The following is a 15,115-nucleotide window of genomic DNA, read 5'->3' as shown; positions in this document are numbered from 1 at the left end:
GCTCGCATTTAATCAACGCTTCTCTTGAGATGGCGCCCGCATTGCCCGACACTGACAGCACAGATAACTGAGATGAGGTTGTTATGACGACGCCACTGTTTGTGTCCGCCGACTGGTTACAGGAACACTATCATGATGAGAACCTGCAGGTGCTGGATAGCCGGATGCTGCCGCCTGGTCAGGAAGCGGTCCGGGATGTGAATGCCGAATATCTGGCTGGCCATCTGCCTGATGCACCGTTTTTCAATATTGAAGAACTGTCGGATCACACCAGCCCTTACCCGCACATGCTGTCGCGCCCCGAGCGTTTTGCCGTGGCGATGCGTGAACTGGGTATCAGCAGCGACAAACATCTGGTGGTCTATGACGAGGGGAATCTGTTCTCGGCCCCACGCGCCTGGTGGATGCTGCGCCTGTATGGCGCTGCCCAGGTGTCGATTCTGGCTGGCGGCCTGCAGGGCTGGAAAGCGGCCGGTTTTGCCCTTGAGAGCGGCCCGGTGTCACTGGCGGAAGGTGAGTTTGAGGCCAGCTATGATGAAAGCCAGGTCCGTCGGCTCAATGACGTGCTGCTGATCAGTCATGAAGGCGGCGCACAGCTGGTGGATGCGCGCGCGGCGAACCGTTTTAACGCCGAAGTGGATGAACCGCGTCCTGGTCTGCTGCGCGGCCACGTTCCAAATAGCCTGAACGTGCCATGGAATAGCCTGGTGGTGAATGGCGAACTGAAACCGCTGGCTGAACTGCGCGATCTGTTTGCCCGTGCCGGGGTTGAACTGGACAAACCGGTGGTGGCCAGCTGTGGTTCGGGCGTTACTGCAGCCGTGGTGATTCTGGCGCTGACCGCGCTGGGCGCACGTCAGACCGCCATCTACGACGGTTCGTGGAGCGAATGGGGTAGCCGCGACGATCTGCCGATTGCGAAATAAAAAAAGAGCGGCCACTGCGCCGCTCTTTTTTCATCAGATGATGCGTTCGCTGCCTTTGAAGTCGCGCAGGAAACTGCCCCAGCGACGTTCATAGAACGGGGTAATATGTGCGGTGAAGAAATGGCTGATGCCACGATCCTCCACCGTCACTTCGCATAAGTCGACCGGCGCATCGTCCGGCAGCGTATCCATCGCCACGCTGCCCGCCGCCTGAATAATCGCTTCAATATCGCTGTCCGCTTCAATACCAATCAGCAGATTCGGCGCTTCATCGGCCCGTTCACGGATGCTGGCGATAAACGCGCGGCGCACCTGTTTATATTTGCTGAATAGCTGGGTCAGCGAATCAACCATCTGCGCTGGCGGTTCCGCCACTTCAGATAACAGCAGCGACTGCCCGCCTTCCAGCACCGTTTGCTGACTCAGGGCGCTGCCCTCTTCCGCCAGCAGATGAGTGATTTCGGCAGGCGAGAACTCTTTGCCGGTCGGTAATTTAGGATTGAGAAACAGCGTTTCGCCGCGGGTCATTTCAAACAGCGTGCGCACCGGCAGACGCAGATAAGCCTGCTCGCTGCTGACCGCGTCACTCATCGCCTGTTCTGAACTGAAAAACGGAATGATGCTGCTGCCATCCTCTTTTTCCCAGTGCTGCAGATCCACCGGCGTACTGGCATCAAGTTGCTGTGCCGTGCTTTCGCCCGGCACCCAGACGTCTGATTCCAGCAGCAGTTGAAAAAATTCGGGCCGGTGAGCGGGCTCGGTAGCGGCCAGCTTCAGCACCTCTTCAAGACGGTTCATATTCACTCTCTAAATACGCGGCAGCACCCGCCACCGCTGAATAGCACTTATTTCAGTAACAGGTTAGCCAGCGTCCGCACGCCGAGGCCGGTAGCACCGGCAGCCCACTGATCGACCGCGCTTTTGCGGTAGGTCGCAGAACAGTCGATATGCAGCCAGCCCTGCTGGTAGTTGCTGACGAAATAAGAGAGGAACGCCGCCGCGCTGCTGGCACCGGCCGCATGCGCCGGACTGGCAATGTTATTGAGATCGGCAAAGTTAGACGGCAGATGGCTGCGATGGAACTCGGCCAGCGGCAGACGCCAGAACGGCTCGTTCTCGCTGACTGCGCTGCCCATCAGCGACTGCGCCAGTACCTCATCAAAGGTGAACAGTGCGTGGTAATCATTGCCCAGCGCGGTTTTGGCTGCGCCGGTCAGGGTGGCAGCATCGATCAGCAGCGTCGGTTGCTGCTCGCTGGCGTCGATTAAGCCATCAGCCAGCACCAGTCGACCTTCGGCGTCGGTGTTCATCACTTCCACCGATTTGCCATTGCGATAGCGAATGATATCGCCCAGTTTAAAGGCGTTGCTGCTGACCATATTGTCGGCGCAGCAGAGGTAAAGCTTCACGCGTTTGTTGAGACCGCGGGCAATCGCCATCGCCAGCGCGCCCGTCACGGTGGCCGCGCCGCCCATGTCAGACTTCATTGAGTCCATGAAGCTGCTCTGCTTCATGCTGTAGCCGCCGGTGTCGAAGGTAATGCCTTTGCCGACCAGACAGGCGTACACCGGCGCGTTGTCGTCACCGGTCGGATTGAAGTCGAGCGCCAGCAGCACCGGCGGACGGCTGGAGCCGCGTCCTACCGTATGCAGGCCCATGTAGCCCTGCACCCGCAGATCGTCACCTTTGGTGATGCGATAGCTGACAGCACTGCCGCCCACTTCACTGATCAGATCGATGGCGGTGTGCGCCAGCTGCTCCGGTCCCAGCTCTTCGGCTGGCAGGTTGATGGTGTTGCGTACCCAGTCGATAATTTTCAGCCGGCGATCAAATTCTGCCTGCTCGTGCTCGCCCAGCGTCGGCCAGTCAACCTGACGCTGCCCTTTCGGACCGCGGTAGCCCTGCCAGAACGCCCAGCATTGTTCAAGGTGCCAGCCTTCGCCGGTCAGCGCCACATGGCGGATCCCCTGGCTATCCAGTTTGCGACCGGCACGCTGAATGGTCATCAGCGCATCCGCGCCGGTCAGGTGCAGCGTCATGCCGCTGTCGTTGCTGCTCAGAATGGCTTTTTCGCCCCAGCGCGCATCGGCGGGCTGGCTGCTAAGAGTGATGTTCATCGGTTGTGTGGTCATCGCGAAGCTCCATAGACGTTATTCGTTTCATCCAGCCTGATTGTTAAAGTGGCTTTAATAAGATGTTAAATACAATGCGTGGACAGACCTGATAACAGATTCTTTCAGAGGATGCCAGCCTTGCGCATATTATGGCGCGGTTTCCAGAATCTGGCCGGGTATCCGGCCGATTACATTAAGGCACGCAGACGCGTCACTGATTTCTGCACCAGCGCGATGGCGTAATCGATCTCTTCTTCGGTGGTAAAGCGACCAAGCGAAAATCGCAGCGAACTGTGCGCCAGCTCTTCGCCGACACCCAAAGCCCGCAGGACATAGGAGGGCTCCAGACTGGCAGAGGTACAGGCAGAACCGGAGGAGAGCGCCAGGTCTTTTAGCGCCATGATCAGCGATTCGCCCTCAACGTTGGCAAAACTGAGGTTAAGAATGTTAGCGGCGCTGTGTTGCAGGTCACCGTTCAGCGTGACGTCCGGCAGCGTACTGATGCCGTGCCACAGCCGGTCGCGCAGGCGTTGCAGGCGCGCCATCTCGGTCTCACGCTCTTCCGCCGCAATGCGATAGGCCTCGCCCATCCCGACAATCTGGTGAACCGGCAGCGTGCCGGAACGCATGCCACGCTCGTGTCCACCGCCATGGATCTGGGCAGCGATCAGCACCCGTGGTTTACGACGGACATAGAGTGCGCCGATCCCTTTCGGGCCATAGAGTTTGTGGGCGGAAAATGACATCAAATCGACCGGCAACACGCTGAGATCGATCGGCAGTTTGCCAACGCTCTGGGTCGCATCAACGTGAAACAGAATGTCGCGTTCACGGCACAGCTCACCAAACGCAGCGATATCCTGAATCACGCCGATTTCATTATTGACGTGCATGATCGAGACTAAAATAGTATCGTCGCGCAGGGCGTCACGCAGCATTTCAGGGCTGATAATGCCGTTGGCGGCCGGTTTCAGGTAGGTGACATCAAAGCCTTCACGCTCCAGCTGCTGGCAACTGTCGAGTACCGCTTTGTGTTCAGTCTGGCTGGTAATGATATGTTTGCCGCGCGCCTGATGGGCGTGGGCTGCGCCTTTAATCGCAAGATTGTCAGATTCGGTGGCGCCAGAGGTAAACACGATTTCGCGTGGATCGGCATTAACCAGTTCGGCCACCTGATTGCGCGCCACATCGACCGCTTCTTCAGATTGCCAGCCAAAACGGTGAGAACGGGAGGCCGGATTACCGAACGTGCCATCCAGCGTCAGAAACTGCATCATTTTGCTGGCTACACGCGGATCGGCCGGCGTGGTGGCGGCATAATCCAGGTAAATCGGTAATTTCATTGCGCTACAGCTCCGTATAAAAAATCATACGTCTTTATAGCAGATTCGGCCCTGCCCGCGTTAGCAGTTAGGGCCGCAACAGTGGGGATTACGAGGCGCGCAGATTGACGTTGATTTCCTGAGCGCGTGGGCTCTGGAAGCGACGATTGTCATTGGCGTTCTGACGATCGGCCACGTCGAGGATCTCCTGATTATTCACCAGCTCAGCCAGCGTAATATTGTTCAGGAAGTCACTGATGCGCACGCTCAGATCGCGCCACAGAACGTGAGTCAGGCAGCGCTCGCCGCCCTGGCAGCCTTCTTTACCCTGGCATTTGGTGGCGTCAACTGACTCATCGACTGCGGTGATCACTTCACCGACCGCGATAGCATTCGACTCTTTACCCAACAGATAACCACCGCCCGGCCCCCGTACGCTGGCAACTAAGCCATTTTTACGCAGGCGGGAGAACAACTGCTCGAGATACGACAGCGAGATGCCCTGACGCTCGGAAATGTCAGCCAGCGGAACCGGGCCTTCATGGGAGTGAAGGGCAACGTCCAGCATAGCAGTTACGGCATAACGTCCTTTGGATGTCAGTCTCATAGCGTACGACCTCAATAGCGTCCGGTTATCGGAGGATTAGCAAAAGATGTCGGCAAGTCTGACATTCCCGAGTAATTTGGTCAACTATTTAACCAGGTAAAACACTCAAGTATTTAACCTGGTAATTTACTCAACTATTATCGTCTTCTTTCTTCTCGTTTTTTCGCTTTTCAAACGATGAAAGCATGCCGCGCAGAATGTTGAGTTCATCACGTTCCGGCCGGGCACGGGTATAAAGACGACGCAGTTTACTCATCACCTGGCCCGGGTTAGCTTCTCGGATAAAGCCGCTGTTCAGCATCATCTGTTCCATATGCTGATAGAAGCGCTCAAGGTCATCCACCAGCGGATAAGGCGACTCAGCATACTGCGGCTGCGGGCTGGCTTGTTCCTGCGCCTGCAGCCACGCCATCCGCACTTCATAGGCGATGATCTGCACCGCCATCGCCAGGTTCAGCGAGCTGTATTCCGGGTTAGCCTGAATCGCGACGTGATAATGACACTTCTGTAATTCTTCATTGGTCAGGCCGACGCGCTCACGACCAAACACCAGCGCCACCGGCGCCTGCTGCCCCTCTTCCACGCTTTTCACGCCACATTCGCGGGCATCAAGCATCGGCCACGGCAGTGAACGGGAACGTGCGCTGGTGCCAACCACTAAACTGCAGCCGGCGATAGCTTCGTCCAGCGAGTCGACGATTTTAGCGTCGCCAATTACATCACTGGCCCCGGCGGCGAGAGAAATCGCCTGTGAATCGGGTTTGACCAGCGGGTTAACCAGATAAAGGTTGGTCAGGCCCATGGTTTTCATGGCGCGGGCGACGGAGCCCATGTTGCCGGTGTGAGAGGTTTCAACCAGCACGATACGGATATTTTGCAGCATTATTGAGGAGTCTCAGCAGCGGGTCAGTAAAATCAGTAGCGCGAATGCTAACATAAAGCAGGACATTTACCGAACACGCTGCTATACTCCGCGCCGTTTCCCCGTTCTTTAACATCCAGCGAGAGATACCGATGCATCCAATGCTCAACATTGCCGTGCGCGCAGCGCGCAAGGCCGGAAATTTAATTGCCAAGAATTATGAAACCCCGGACGCCGTCGAAGCCAGCCAGAAAGGCAGCAACGACTTCGTAACGAATGTTGATCGCGAAGCAGAACGCCTGATTATCGAAGTGATTCGTAAATCTTACCCGAAACATACCATCATCACCGAAGAAAGCGGTGAACTGGCGGGTGAGGATCAGGACATTCAATGGGTTATCGATCCTCTGGATGGCACCACCAACTTCATCAAACGTCTGCCCCACTTTGCTGTTTCCATCGCCGTGCGCATTAAAGGCCGCACTGAAGTCGCGGTGGTCTACGACCCAATGCGTAATGAACTGTTCAGCGCCGTACGCGGCCAGGGCGCCCAGCTTAATGGATACCGCCTGCGCGGCAGCATCGCTCGCGACCTGGATGGCACCATTCTGGCAACCGGCTTCCCGTTCAAGCTGAAACAGCACGCCCCCGCCTATATGAACATCCTGACCAAACTGTTTACCCAGTGCGCCGACTTCCGCCGCACCGGCTCAGCGGCGCTGGATCTGGCTTATGTCGCAGCCGGTCGCGTTGATGGTTATTTTGAGATTGGCCTGAAGCCATGGGATTTTGCGGCGGGTGAACTGCTGGTACGTGAAGCGGGTGGTCTGGTCACTGACTTCACCGGTAACCACGGTTATCTGCACTCCGGTAATATCGTTGCCGGTAACCCACGCGTGGTGAAAGCCATGCTGTCAAACATGCGTGAAGAGCTGAGCGAAGCGTTAAAACGCTAAGTAACAGCACAGAAAAAGGCGGCTTCTCAGCCGCCTTTTTTATTGCCTGTTTTTCGCGTCGATTAACGACGTTCGTGTGACAGAACCTGACGAGGCTGAGTACGACGACCCACCATCCCCATCACACCGGCCAGCACCGCTTCGATAATCAACAGAATCAGCGCATACCAGCTGGCTTTCGCCGTGGCTGCTGCTGCTTTATCTGCGGCTTCACGTGCCTTCTGCTCGGCCTGCTGTTTCAGTTCCTGATATTTCTGCATCGCCTGCTGATAGCTCTGCTCTGCTTTAGCGACGATCTGATCGACTTCCTGATCGCTTTTACCGGTACGCGCTTTGATAATATTTTTCAGCGCATCACGATCGGCGGCCTGTAATGTATCTGAATGACGATTCATCACGCCTTTTAACCAGTTAGACAGATCGGTATCCGCCGTCTGTGGATGGCTGGCAGTGTTGTTAGCCTGATTCTCCGCGTTCTGCGCTTCGTTATTTGCATCCTGCTTTAAATTCTCCGGCTGTAATTCCGGCTTACCGGTCTGGCGCAGCGTAGTTTCCAGTTCGTTCTGCAGGTCATCTAAATTAATATTATTTTCCTGCAGCTTATCTTTCGCCATTTGAGTGACCGATGGCGCAGCGGCGGAAATACCGCTACCTAATGCCTGGAAACCGGAACCGACAATATTCATTGCCCCGCCCAATACACTGCTCGCCAGCGCAATCGCCAGGTAAATAGTGAAAATTGTGCTAAGGCCAAACATCAGTAAACCGTGCAGCGCGCCTTCGCGCTGTGCCAGGCGGCCCGCCACGTAGCTACCGGCCGCCATCGCCACCAGCATTTCAATTGCGGTCCAGACCAGTGCGCCGGTACCCAGACCGTCTAATGGATTCTGCTCCTTCATCGGATCAACGCTGGTCGCGCCAATTGCCGTTCCCAGCAGCGTCAATATGATGTGAACGATCAGCGCACAAATTACCCCAGCAAAGACGGCGCTCCAGGAAATACGCTTAAGCGGCAATCCCGCCGGCCCGGTCGCCAGCGTTTCGGTATAGCCATTATTAATACGGGTATCAGCCATGAAATATTCTCCTCGCAACAAACAGAAAGGTGCTTTGGTTTTAATCATCCCGGCAGAGAATGCCGTTTTGGTATTAACAGCGTAGACAGTGAATAGTCATTTCACCACCATCGCCAGGCGAGAAAAAAATAAAGATGTGAATTTACATAAATTAGCGAGATACGCTACGCAGCGGAAATTTAATTCCCGCTGCGCTTGTTGAGATTCAGAAAGGTCGAATTCCGCCGCTGAAGGCGGGTTGTGCTGACTGCCATAAAGCGATGCCGGCCACGATTAATATCAGGCTGCCGATTAAGGTGAGCATCGGAACCAATAGCTGCGCCAGTTGATTGTGTCGCGGCTGGGCCAGTCGCTGCGCCACTACACGGGCGCGCTGGACCAGCAAACCAATCAGCGAGATGGTCAGTGCGGTGCCGAGCGCCATCGCCGCCGCTGACAGCACGCCCCAGGCATAAACGCCAATCACTTTGGCAAACAGCAGCATCATGATCGCCCCGGAACAGGGCCGCAGCCCCATCGATACCACCACCAGTAGCTGGGTTTTCATACTCACCGCCTCGCGTATCTGTTGCGGCGACGGCAGGTGCGCATGTCCGCAACCACAGTGTGCGTGATGCTGGTGATCGGGACGCAGCGTGCGGAAAGCGAGCGCCGGGCGCGGACGTCGCATCTGCCACAGCGTTCGCAGCGCGCGATAACCGATCCAGGCCCCCAGTCCGCTCACCAGCAGATAGCTGCCCTTTTCCAGCCAGAAGCTGCTGAGATGCAGCTGGCGTGAAGAGGTTTGCAGCAGCACCAGCATCACCGTGACCAGCACGATCGCTACTGAACCCTGCAATAGCGAGGCCAGCAGCGTCAGCTTAATACTGGTTTTAACTCTGGCCGGATGGGTTGCAAGAAAAGTGGTAATCACCACTTTGCCATGGCCCGGTCCCAGCGCATGCAAAATGCCATACAGCAGGCTGAACAGCACCAGTGACAGCCCGGCCTGCTGCGGCTGCTCAGCCACCAGCTGTAACAGCTGAGTCATCTGCCGGTGCAGATCTTTCTGCCAGAGTACGCTTTGCAACAGAATCTGCGACCAGTTGAGCCAGAGTAGCGTGCCGCCGGTCAGCAACAGCGCCGCCAGCAGCCAGAGCGGCCAGAGTCGCGAAGCGCCTGCCGGAGTAGAAATTACTGACATGTGAGAATCACCGTCTGCGCGAACTGCCGACCTAAATCAAGCTCTTCTGCTGGTGCATCAGCCTTATCCAGCGACAGCGCATACTGTTTCAACGAGTCGTTGGGCTTTGGCGTGTTCAGCGTAAACTTACAGCGTTGCTGCAGTGCCGGCGGCAGCGTCAGGGCGCTGGCGTTGTCATAAAACATGTCGACAAAATAGCTGGGATCAAAGGTCAGGATGTCAAACCGCTGCCCGGTCAGTACCGGCGGCTCCGCCAGCGGCAGAATAAACTCCAGCACCGCCTTATGACCGTTACGCGAGAGATGATATTCGTCAGGCAGATTCAAAAATTTCACCCGCTGTTGGTTATGCCAGATTTCTGAGAAGTAGTGCTGGCCCAGCACGTTAGCCATCACACCGGCCGCCAGCTTTTTCCACACCACGCTGCCTGGCTTCGCCTCGCCAGCGTCATACAGCAGATCGGCAGAGGTGATCTCATCCATGGTCCAGGTCATTTTTAAGCCGGTGAAGGTATCCCCCTTCGCCACCAGTTCGGTTTTCATGTCTATGAAACTGTGTGGATGCGCCAGTGCCGCCGGACTTAAGACCATCAGTAATACAAAGCGTGTGCGTTTCATAATGTTATAAAGTAACGTTCCCGATGAAAAGAATCCATAAGTAACAAAATTTTGTGACCCGCCTTAAACCTCTGACTAAAAAAACCGCCTGACAGCTACCGGGACTGACGGGGTTGGCTATTCTTAGCTCAAATTAGCCTGCTGGAAATCTGATTGATGAGTTCTGCTACCCCTTTGGCACCACTCTTCACCCGTTCACAGCGACAGTGCCATCTTTTATTACTGTTATTTCTGCCGACTCCCGCGCTTACGCTTGAAAAAGTCTGCCAGTTAAATGGTGTTGATCCTGCGGTTGCCCGACAGGATATCGCGGAAGTGGGTGACGAGATACAGCGATATCACCGGCTGGAACTGCACCAGATGGTGGATGGCAGCTTTCGTCTTCATGGTACAGAGTTGGATCGGCGCCTCTGTTTGCTGCACAACCTGCGACGCAGTTTGCGTTTGTCACAGACCTTTGTCTGTGAGCATTTTGCCGCCCCACTGCGTCAGCGTCTGAAGGTCATGAAGATTGAGAAAGCGCTCTACGATGAGACTAACCTGCAGGCGTTAATTCAGCACTGCGGGCTGCGACTGGGTCGCGAGTTTAGCGAACGGGATCGGCTGTTTTTGCAGATTTTTATGAAGTATGGGCTGTGCCAGCGACAACCCGCGCTGTTTAGCGATCCGCAGCGCGTCTGGCTGCAACATAAGGCAGAACGCCAGGCGGCTGAGGATGTCATTCATCACTGGCGCAAACGCTGCCATCTGGCACCGCACATCAGCGAAACGGATTTCTGGACGCTGCTGTTCAGCCTGATCCACACCCCGCAGGCCGATCGGGCAAAGCATCCCTGCGAGCAGCGATTAATGGCGGCGACGGTACAGCTGATTGCCGATTTTGAGCAGTGTGCTGCGGTGACCTTTGCTGACCGCGCCGATCTGCTGCAGCAGCTCTATACCCATCTGGCGCAGGCGCTGGATCGCACCCACTTTACCATCGGCATCGACAACAGCGTGGCGCTGGATGTCAGCCGACTCTATCCGCGCCTGTTACGCACCACCCAGCTGGCGCTGCGCGCTTTTGAATATGAATACCAGATCGCTTTTACCCCGGAAGAGGTGAGCCTGATTACGGTGATTTTTGGTGCCTGGCTGATGCAGGAAAATGCGTTGCAGGAGAAGCAGGTGCTGATATTAACCGGCGAAGATCCGCAGCTTGAGCAGGATGTCGAGCAGCAGATCCGTGAAATCACCCTGCTGCCGATCAATATTACCTATCAGCAGGTGAGCAGTTTCCAGCGCGATGGCGCGCCGCGCGAAGTTGACCTGATTATTTCACCGTACGCCACCTCGCTGCCGCTCTACTCACCGCCGCTGATACATGCGGAACTGCCGCTGACGGCGCACCATCAGCAGCGTATCCGTTATTTGCTCGAGTCGTAACGCGGGCGCAGGAACAGCGCAGGCAGCGCAACTAACGCCATCACCCAAAACAGATGCCCCTGCAGATGGGTAAACAGCACGCCGCAAATCATGGTCATCACTGCGATTCCGCCGCCCATCGCCAGCGCGGAATAGAGCGATTGCAACCGGATCACCTCAGCGCCCTGACGGACAGCAATAAAGCGCATCGCCGCCAGATGGCAGACGGTGAAGCTGCCGCAGTGCAGAATCTGCGCCACAATCAGCAGCGGCAGCGCGGTGCTGGCACCCAGCAGGCTCCAGCGGATCAGTGCGCAGATACCCGATAGCAGCAGCAAATCGCGCGCGCTCCAGCGACGAAACAGGCGATTGCTGAGCGCAAAAATAATAATCTCCGCCACCACGCCCAGCGACCAGAGATAGCCCACCGTTGAGGCCGAATAGCCGCTCTCCTGCCACCAGATAGCACTGAAGCCGTAATAGGCGGCATGCGCCCCCTGCAGCAGCGTCACGCACAGCATAAAGCGCCAGACCGCATTCTCACGCAGCAGGTCACGCCAGACCGGCCAGCCACCGCCTGTTGCGCCCTGCCGCTCATTCCCCTGCGGATGGGTGGCTGGGGTGAGCATCATCCCGGCCAGCATGCTGAGCGCCCCCACCGACAGTAACAATAATATTGCCTGCGAAGAGTAAGCGCTGACCAGCACCCCGGTCAGCGCAGAACTGATCACAAATGCCAGCGATCCCCACAGCCGTACCGGACCGTAAGCCAGGCCAATCTGCTGCGTCCAGGTGGCGGCAAGCGCATCACTGAGCGGCACCAGCGGCGAGAAAAACAGGTTAAAGCCAATCATCACCGCCAGCAGCCACATCCACTGTTGCCCGACCCAGTAGCCAATGGCGAACAGGCAGGTCATCAGTGCCAGCAGGCGAAGTGCGGTAATTAACTGTGCCGGATTTTTTACCTGCGAGGCGATAAGCAGGCTGCCGACAAAGCGCGCCACCATGCCACATCCCAGCAGCAGACCGATTTTTTCCGCATCAAGGCCGGTGCCTTTGAGCCATACGCCCCAGAAAGGCAGGTAGATGCCGTAACAGAAGAAGTAAGTGAAGTAGCCCAATCCGAGCCATCTGGCGGAGCCGATTGCCATATTCCCTCCAGCAAGTGTGCTGCCTGGCAGCAAGAGTCGGCGCTACTCTGGCAGAGCGCCGCACCTCAGGCAATAAAAAAGGATGGCTGATGCCATCCTTTTTATGCGGTTACACAACAAGTTAACGCTTAAGCATAGACCGGCAGACGGCTGCAGATTTCCAGCACTTTCTGTTTGGTGCGCTCAATGGTCGCTTCGTCGTTGATATTATCCAGCACGTCAGCAATCCAGCCCGCCAGTTCACGTACGTCCGCTTCGTCGAAGCCACGACGCGTAACGGCTGGCGTACCGATACGAATACCCGAGGTGACAAACGGGCTCTTCGGATCGTTCGGGACGCTGTTTTTATTTACCGTGATGTTAGCACGGCCCAGCGCCGCATCGGCTTCTTTACCGGTCAGGTTTTTGCTCACCAGATCGATCAGGAACAGATGGTTATGGGTGCCGCCAGAGACGATGTTGTAGCCGCGTGCGATCAGCACCTCGACCATCGCTTTGGCATTTTTCGCGACCTGCTGCTGATAGGTTTTGAATTCCGGCTCCATCGCCTCTTTGAACGCCACCGCTTTACCGGCGATCACGTGCATCAGAGGACCGCCCTGTCCACCCGGGAACACTGCGGAGTTCAGTTTTTTATACAGCTCTTCGTCACCGTTTTTCGCCAGGATGATCCCGCCGCGCGGACCCGCCAGCGTTTTGTGGGTGGTCGAGGTCACGATGTGCGCATGCGGCACCGGGCTTGGGTAGACGTCAGCGGCAATCAGACCGGCAACGTGCGCCATATCAACGAACAGCCATGCGCCCACGCTATCGGCGATTTCACGCATTTTTGCCCAGTCACATACGCCGGAATAGGCAGAGAAACCGCCGACAATCATTTTTGGCTTATGCGTTTTGGCCAGTTCAGCCAGCTCGTCGTAGTCGATCTTGCCGGTTTCATCGATGCCGTAAGCGACTACGTTGTAGAGTTTGCCAGAAAGGTTAACCGGTGAGCCGTGGGTCAGGTGTCCGCCGTGGGCCAGGTTCATGCCAAGGATGGTATCGCCCGGCTGCAGCAGCGCGGTATAAACCGCGAAGTTCGCCTGAGAACCTGAATGTGGCTGCACGTTAGCGTAATCAGCGCCAAACAGCTGTTTAGCGCGGTCAATCGCTAATTGCTCAACGATATCAACATATTCACAACCGCCGTAGTAGCGTTTGCCTGGATAGCCTTCGGCGTATTTGTTGGTGAGCTGCGAACCTTGCGCCTGCATAACGCGCGGGCTGGTGTAGTTTTCAGAAGCAATCAGTTCGATGTGCTCTTCCTGACGCACTTTCTCTTGCTCCATCGCCTGCCACAACTCGGCATCATAATCGGCAATGTTCATATCACGCTTTAACATCCGCATCTCCTGACTCAGCTAACTTTTTTAACGGCAGTTTAAGCCCCACCGGGGCGAAGGCCCACAGTGTAAACCGTTTTATCAGGTGAAGGTAGGGTGAATCCCCTCTTTTTACGCAAACGATTGGCTATGCAGCGGCACGGGATTTTTACGCTTTTTTCTGGTCAGACTGCGCCACGATTTTTCTTCAGGATGTGACGGAGATTTCCTCATTCAGCGGCCATACGCGGCTTGCCAGGCGATCAGAAAGTTAAAGCGGTTATTTACAGCGCAGCCGGCATGGCTATAAGATGTATTTAAAATACAACTTTACATGTGAGGTTCCTCCTATGCTTGATGCGCAAACCATCGCGACCGTTAAATCGACCCTGCCCGCCATTGCGGCCTGCGGTCCGAAACTCACCGCCCACTTTTATGACCGCATGTTGTCGCACCATCCCGAACTCAAAAACGTCTTCAACATGAATAACCAGCGCAATGGCGATCAGCGTGAAGCGCTGTTTAATGCAATTTGCGCCTACGGTGCCAACCTGGAAAATCTGGCGGTGCTGCTGCCGGCGGTGGAAAAAATTGCCCAGAAGCATACCAGCCTGAATATTCAGCCTGATCAGTACGCCATCGTCGGCGAAAATTTACTGGCAACTATCAAAGAGCTGCTGGATCCGGGTGAAGAGGTGCTGGCGGCCTGGGGCCGGGCTTACGGCGTGCTGGCAGAGGTGTTTATCCAGCGTGAAGAGCAGATTTATCAGGCCTCGGAACAGCAAACGGGCGGCTGGCGGGGGACCCGCGCCTTCCGCATCAGCGCGATTGAGCAACAGAGTGCGGTAATCAAAAGCTTCACTTTTACGCCGGTCGATGGCGGACCGGTGGCCGCGTTTGAGCCGGGCCAGTACCTGACGGTGCACCTGCAGCCCGCCAGTTTCGAACATCATCAGATTCGCCAGTATTCCCTGACCAACCTGAGTAACGGTAAAGATTACCGCATTGCGGTGAAGCGTGAGGACAAAGGCACGGTTTCTGGCTGGCTGCATCAGTATGGTCAGGTGGGCGATGAAGTGCAGCTGGCTGCGCCGCACGGTGACTTCTTCCTGCAGACTGAGGCTGAAACGCCGGTAGCGCTGATCTCGGCTGGCGTCGGTCAGACCCCGATGCTGGCCATGCTGCATGCGCTGGCCGCGCAGCAGCATCCTGCTGCGGTAAGCTGGCTGCACGCCGCGGAAAATGGCGAGCAGCACGCCTTTGCTGATGAAGTAAAAGCGACCGGCGCACAGCTCAGCGATTTCGTTTCGCAGGTCTGGTATCGTCAGCCTGCCCCGCAGGATGCCGGCGCCTATGATGCGCAGGGCCTGATGGACGTGACGGCGATGGCGGCACGTTTACAGTCACCGCAGACACAGTTCTACCTGTGTGGTCCGCTGGGCTTTATGCAGCATGTGGTGGCGCAGCTGCGTGATGCTGGCGTTGAGGACGCGCGCATCCATTACGAACTGTTCGGTCCGCATAAAGGCATGTGAT

Annotated in this window: 14 protein-coding genes; 4 read left to right on the top strand and 10 right to left on the bottom strand. The window is 56.3% G+C overall.

The window, feature by feature from the left end; genetic code table 11:
• The first annotated feature begins 83 nt into the window (after window positions 1-83).
• Complete coding sequence (gene sseA / locus ACLIBF_RS05800; protein WP_046288169.1) at window positions 84-926, top strand: 3-mercaptopyruvate sulfurtransferase; 843 nt, start codon at window positions 84-86, stop codon at window positions 924-926.
• A 33-nt stretch (window positions 927-959) separates the two neighbouring features.
• Here sseA and sseB read toward each other — a convergent pair whose 3' ends face one another.
• From sseB to trmJ, 5 genes are all read right to left on the bottom strand, one after another.
• The gene (sseB, locus tag ACLIBF_RS05795; protein ID WP_031376253.1) at window positions 960-1,724 is read right to left on the bottom strand and encodes an enhanced serine sensitivity protein SseB; all 765 of its coding nucleotides are present in this window, start codon (window positions 1,722-1,724) and stop codon (window positions 960-962) included.
• A gap of 47 nt (window positions 1,725-1,771) precedes the next feature.
• Window positions 1,772-3,058 (bottom strand): aminopeptidase PepB, encoded by a 1,287-nt coding sequence (gene pepB / locus ACLIBF_RS05790; protein WP_069728703.1) that lies wholly within the window; start codon window positions 3,056-3,058, stop codon window positions 1,772-1,774.
• Between the two features lie 170 nt (window positions 3,059-3,228).
• The gene (locus ACLIBF_RS05785) at window positions 3,229-4,383 is read right to left on the bottom strand and encodes an IscS subfamily cysteine desulfurase (protein ID WP_159223313.1); all 1,155 of its coding nucleotides are present in this window, start codon (window positions 4,381-4,383) and stop codon (window positions 3,229-3,231) included.
• Between the two features lie 88 nt (window positions 4,384-4,471).
• Complete coding sequence (gene iscR, locus ACLIBF_RS05780; protein ID WP_031376256.1) at window positions 4,472-4,969, bottom strand: Fe-S cluster assembly transcriptional regulator IscR; 498 nt, start codon at window positions 4,967-4,969, stop codon at window positions 4,472-4,474.
• A gap of 130 nt (window positions 4,970-5,099) precedes the next feature.
• Window positions 5,100-5,852 carry a tRNA (cytosine(32)/uridine(32)-2'-O)-methyltransferase TrmJ gene (gene trmJ / locus ACLIBF_RS05775; protein ID WP_031376257.1) on the bottom strand — a complete coding sequence of 251 codons (753 nt, stop codon included), beginning with the start codon at window positions 5,850-5,852 and terminating at the stop codon, window positions 5,100-5,102.
• Between the two features lie 131 nt (window positions 5,853-5,983).
• On the opposite strand from trmJ, the gene suhB reads away from it, so the two are divergent.
• Window positions 5,984-6,787, top strand: coding sequence for an inositol-1-monophosphatase (gene suhB, locus ACLIBF_RS05770; protein ID WP_031376258.1), 804 nt, complete (start codon window positions 5,984-5,986; stop codon window positions 6,785-6,787).
• Between the two features lie 62 nt (window positions 6,788-6,849).
• Here the strand turns inward: suhB and ACLIBF_RS05765 are convergent, their stop codons facing one another.
• The 3 genes from ACLIBF_RS05765 to ACLIBF_RS05755 all read right to left on the bottom strand — a co-directional run bounded on the left by ACLIBF_RS05765 (window position 6,850) and on the right by ACLIBF_RS05755 (window position 9,663).
• Window positions 6,850-7,863 carry a TIGR04086 family membrane protein gene (locus ACLIBF_RS05765; protein ID WP_031376259.1) on the bottom strand — a complete coding sequence of 338 codons (1,014 nt, stop codon included), beginning with the start codon at window positions 7,861-7,863 and terminating at the stop codon, window positions 6,850-6,852.
• Window positions 7,864-8,068: 205 nt separating this feature from the next.
• Window positions 8,069-9,046 (bottom strand): nickel/cobalt transporter, encoded by a 978-nt coding sequence (locus ACLIBF_RS05760; RefSeq protein ID WP_031376260.1) that lies wholly within the window; start codon window positions 9,044-9,046, stop codon window positions 8,069-8,071.
• Window positions 9,037-9,663, bottom strand: coding sequence for a DUF1007 family protein (locus ACLIBF_RS05755; RefSeq protein WP_089561667.1), 627 nt, complete (start codon window positions 9,661-9,663; stop codon window positions 9,037-9,039). Before ACLIBF_RS05755 ends, ACLIBF_RS05760 begins: the two co-directional genes overlap by 10 nt.
• Window positions 9,664-9,819: 156 nt before the next feature.
• Here ACLIBF_RS05755 and csiE point away from each other — a divergent pair, with 156 nt between their 5' ends.
• Complete coding sequence (gene csiE, locus ACLIBF_RS05750; protein WP_089561666.1) at window positions 9,820-11,088, top strand: stationary phase inducible protein CsiE; 1,269 nt, start codon at window positions 9,820-9,822, stop codon at window positions 11,086-11,088.
• On the opposite strand, the gene ACLIBF_RS05745 is transcribed toward csiE, so the two are convergent.
• Together ACLIBF_RS05745 and glyA are read right to left on the bottom strand one after the other, a co-directional pair.
• Window positions 11,070-12,218 carry a 3-phenylpropionate MFS transporter gene (locus ACLIBF_RS05745; protein ID WP_448309473.1) on the bottom strand — a complete coding sequence of 383 codons (1,149 nt, stop codon included), beginning with the start codon at window positions 12,216-12,218 and terminating at the stop codon, window positions 11,070-11,072. The genes csiE and ACLIBF_RS05745 overlap by 19 nt on opposite strands.
• Window positions 12,219-12,346: 128 nt before the next feature.
• Window positions 12,347-13,600 (bottom strand): serine hydroxymethyltransferase, encoded by a 1,254-nt coding sequence (gene glyA, locus ACLIBF_RS05740; RefSeq protein WP_448309472.1) that lies wholly within the window; start codon window positions 13,598-13,600, stop codon window positions 12,347-12,349.
• 329 nt (window positions 13,601-13,929) lie between these two features.
• Here glyA and hmpA point away from each other — a divergent pair, with 329 nt between their 5' ends.
• Entirely contained in the window at window positions 13,930-15,114 is a 1,185-nt protein-coding gene (gene hmpA, locus ACLIBF_RS05735; protein WP_031376265.1) for an NO-inducible flavohemoprotein, read from the top strand.
• The last annotated feature ends 1 nt before the right edge of the window (window position 15,115 follow it).

It is taken from the genome of Pantoea sp. PGP6, assembly GCF_053474785.1.
The sequence above is the reverse complement of the archived record's forward strand: the minus strand, read 5'-3'. Positions and strand labels throughout refer to the sequence as shown.

Coding starts and splice junctions, on each gene's coding strand:
- ACLIBF_RS05765 (WP_031376259.1), bottom strand. CDS start 7,863: ATGGCTGATACCCGTATTAATAATGGCTATACCGAAACGCTGGCGACC.
- ACLIBF_RS05785 (WP_159223313.1), bottom strand. CDS start 4,383: ATGAAATTACCGATTTACCTGGATTATGCCGCCACCACGCCGGCCGAT.
- sseA (WP_046288169.1), top strand. CDS start 84: ATGACGACGCCACTGTTTGTGTCCGCCGACTGGTTACAGGAACACTAT.
- trmJ (WP_031376257.1), bottom strand. CDS start 5,852: ATGCTGCAAAATATCCGTATCGTGCTGGTTGAAACCTCTCACACCGGC.
- ACLIBF_RS05755 (WP_089561667.1), bottom strand. CDS start 9,663: ATGAAACGCACACGCTTTGTATTACTGATGGTCTTAAGTCCGGCGGCA.
- pepB (WP_069728703.1), bottom strand. CDS start 3,058: ATGACCACACAACCGATGAACATCACTCTTAGCAGCCAGCCCGCCGAT.
- iscR (WP_031376256.1), bottom strand. CDS start 4,969: ATGAGACTGACATCCAAAGGACGTTATGCCGTAACTGCTATGCTGGAC.
- suhB (WP_031376258.1), top strand. CDS start 5,984: ATGCATCCAATGCTCAACATTGCCGTGCGCGCAGCGCGCAAGGCCGGA.
- ACLIBF_RS05745 (WP_448309473.1), bottom strand. CDS start 12,218: ATGGCAATCGGCTCCGCCAGATGGCTCGGATTGGGCTACTTCACTTAC.
- ACLIBF_RS05760 (WP_031376260.1), bottom strand. CDS start 9,046: ATGTCAGTAATTTCTACTCCGGCAGGCGCTTCGCGACTCTGGCCGCTC.
- hmpA (WP_031376265.1), top strand. CDS start 13,930: ATGCTTGATGCGCAAACCATCGCGACCGTTAAATCGACCCTGCCCGCC.
- sseB (WP_031376253.1), bottom strand. CDS start 1,724: ATGAACCGTCTTGAAGAGGTGCTGAAGCTGGCCGCTACCGAGCCCGCT.
- csiE (WP_089561666.1), top strand. CDS start 9,820: ATGAGTTCTGCTACCCCTTTGGCACCACTCTTCACCCGTTCACAGCGA.
- glyA (WP_448309472.1), bottom strand. CDS start 13,600: ATGTTAAAGCGTGATATGAACATTGCCGATTATGATGCCGAGTTGTGG.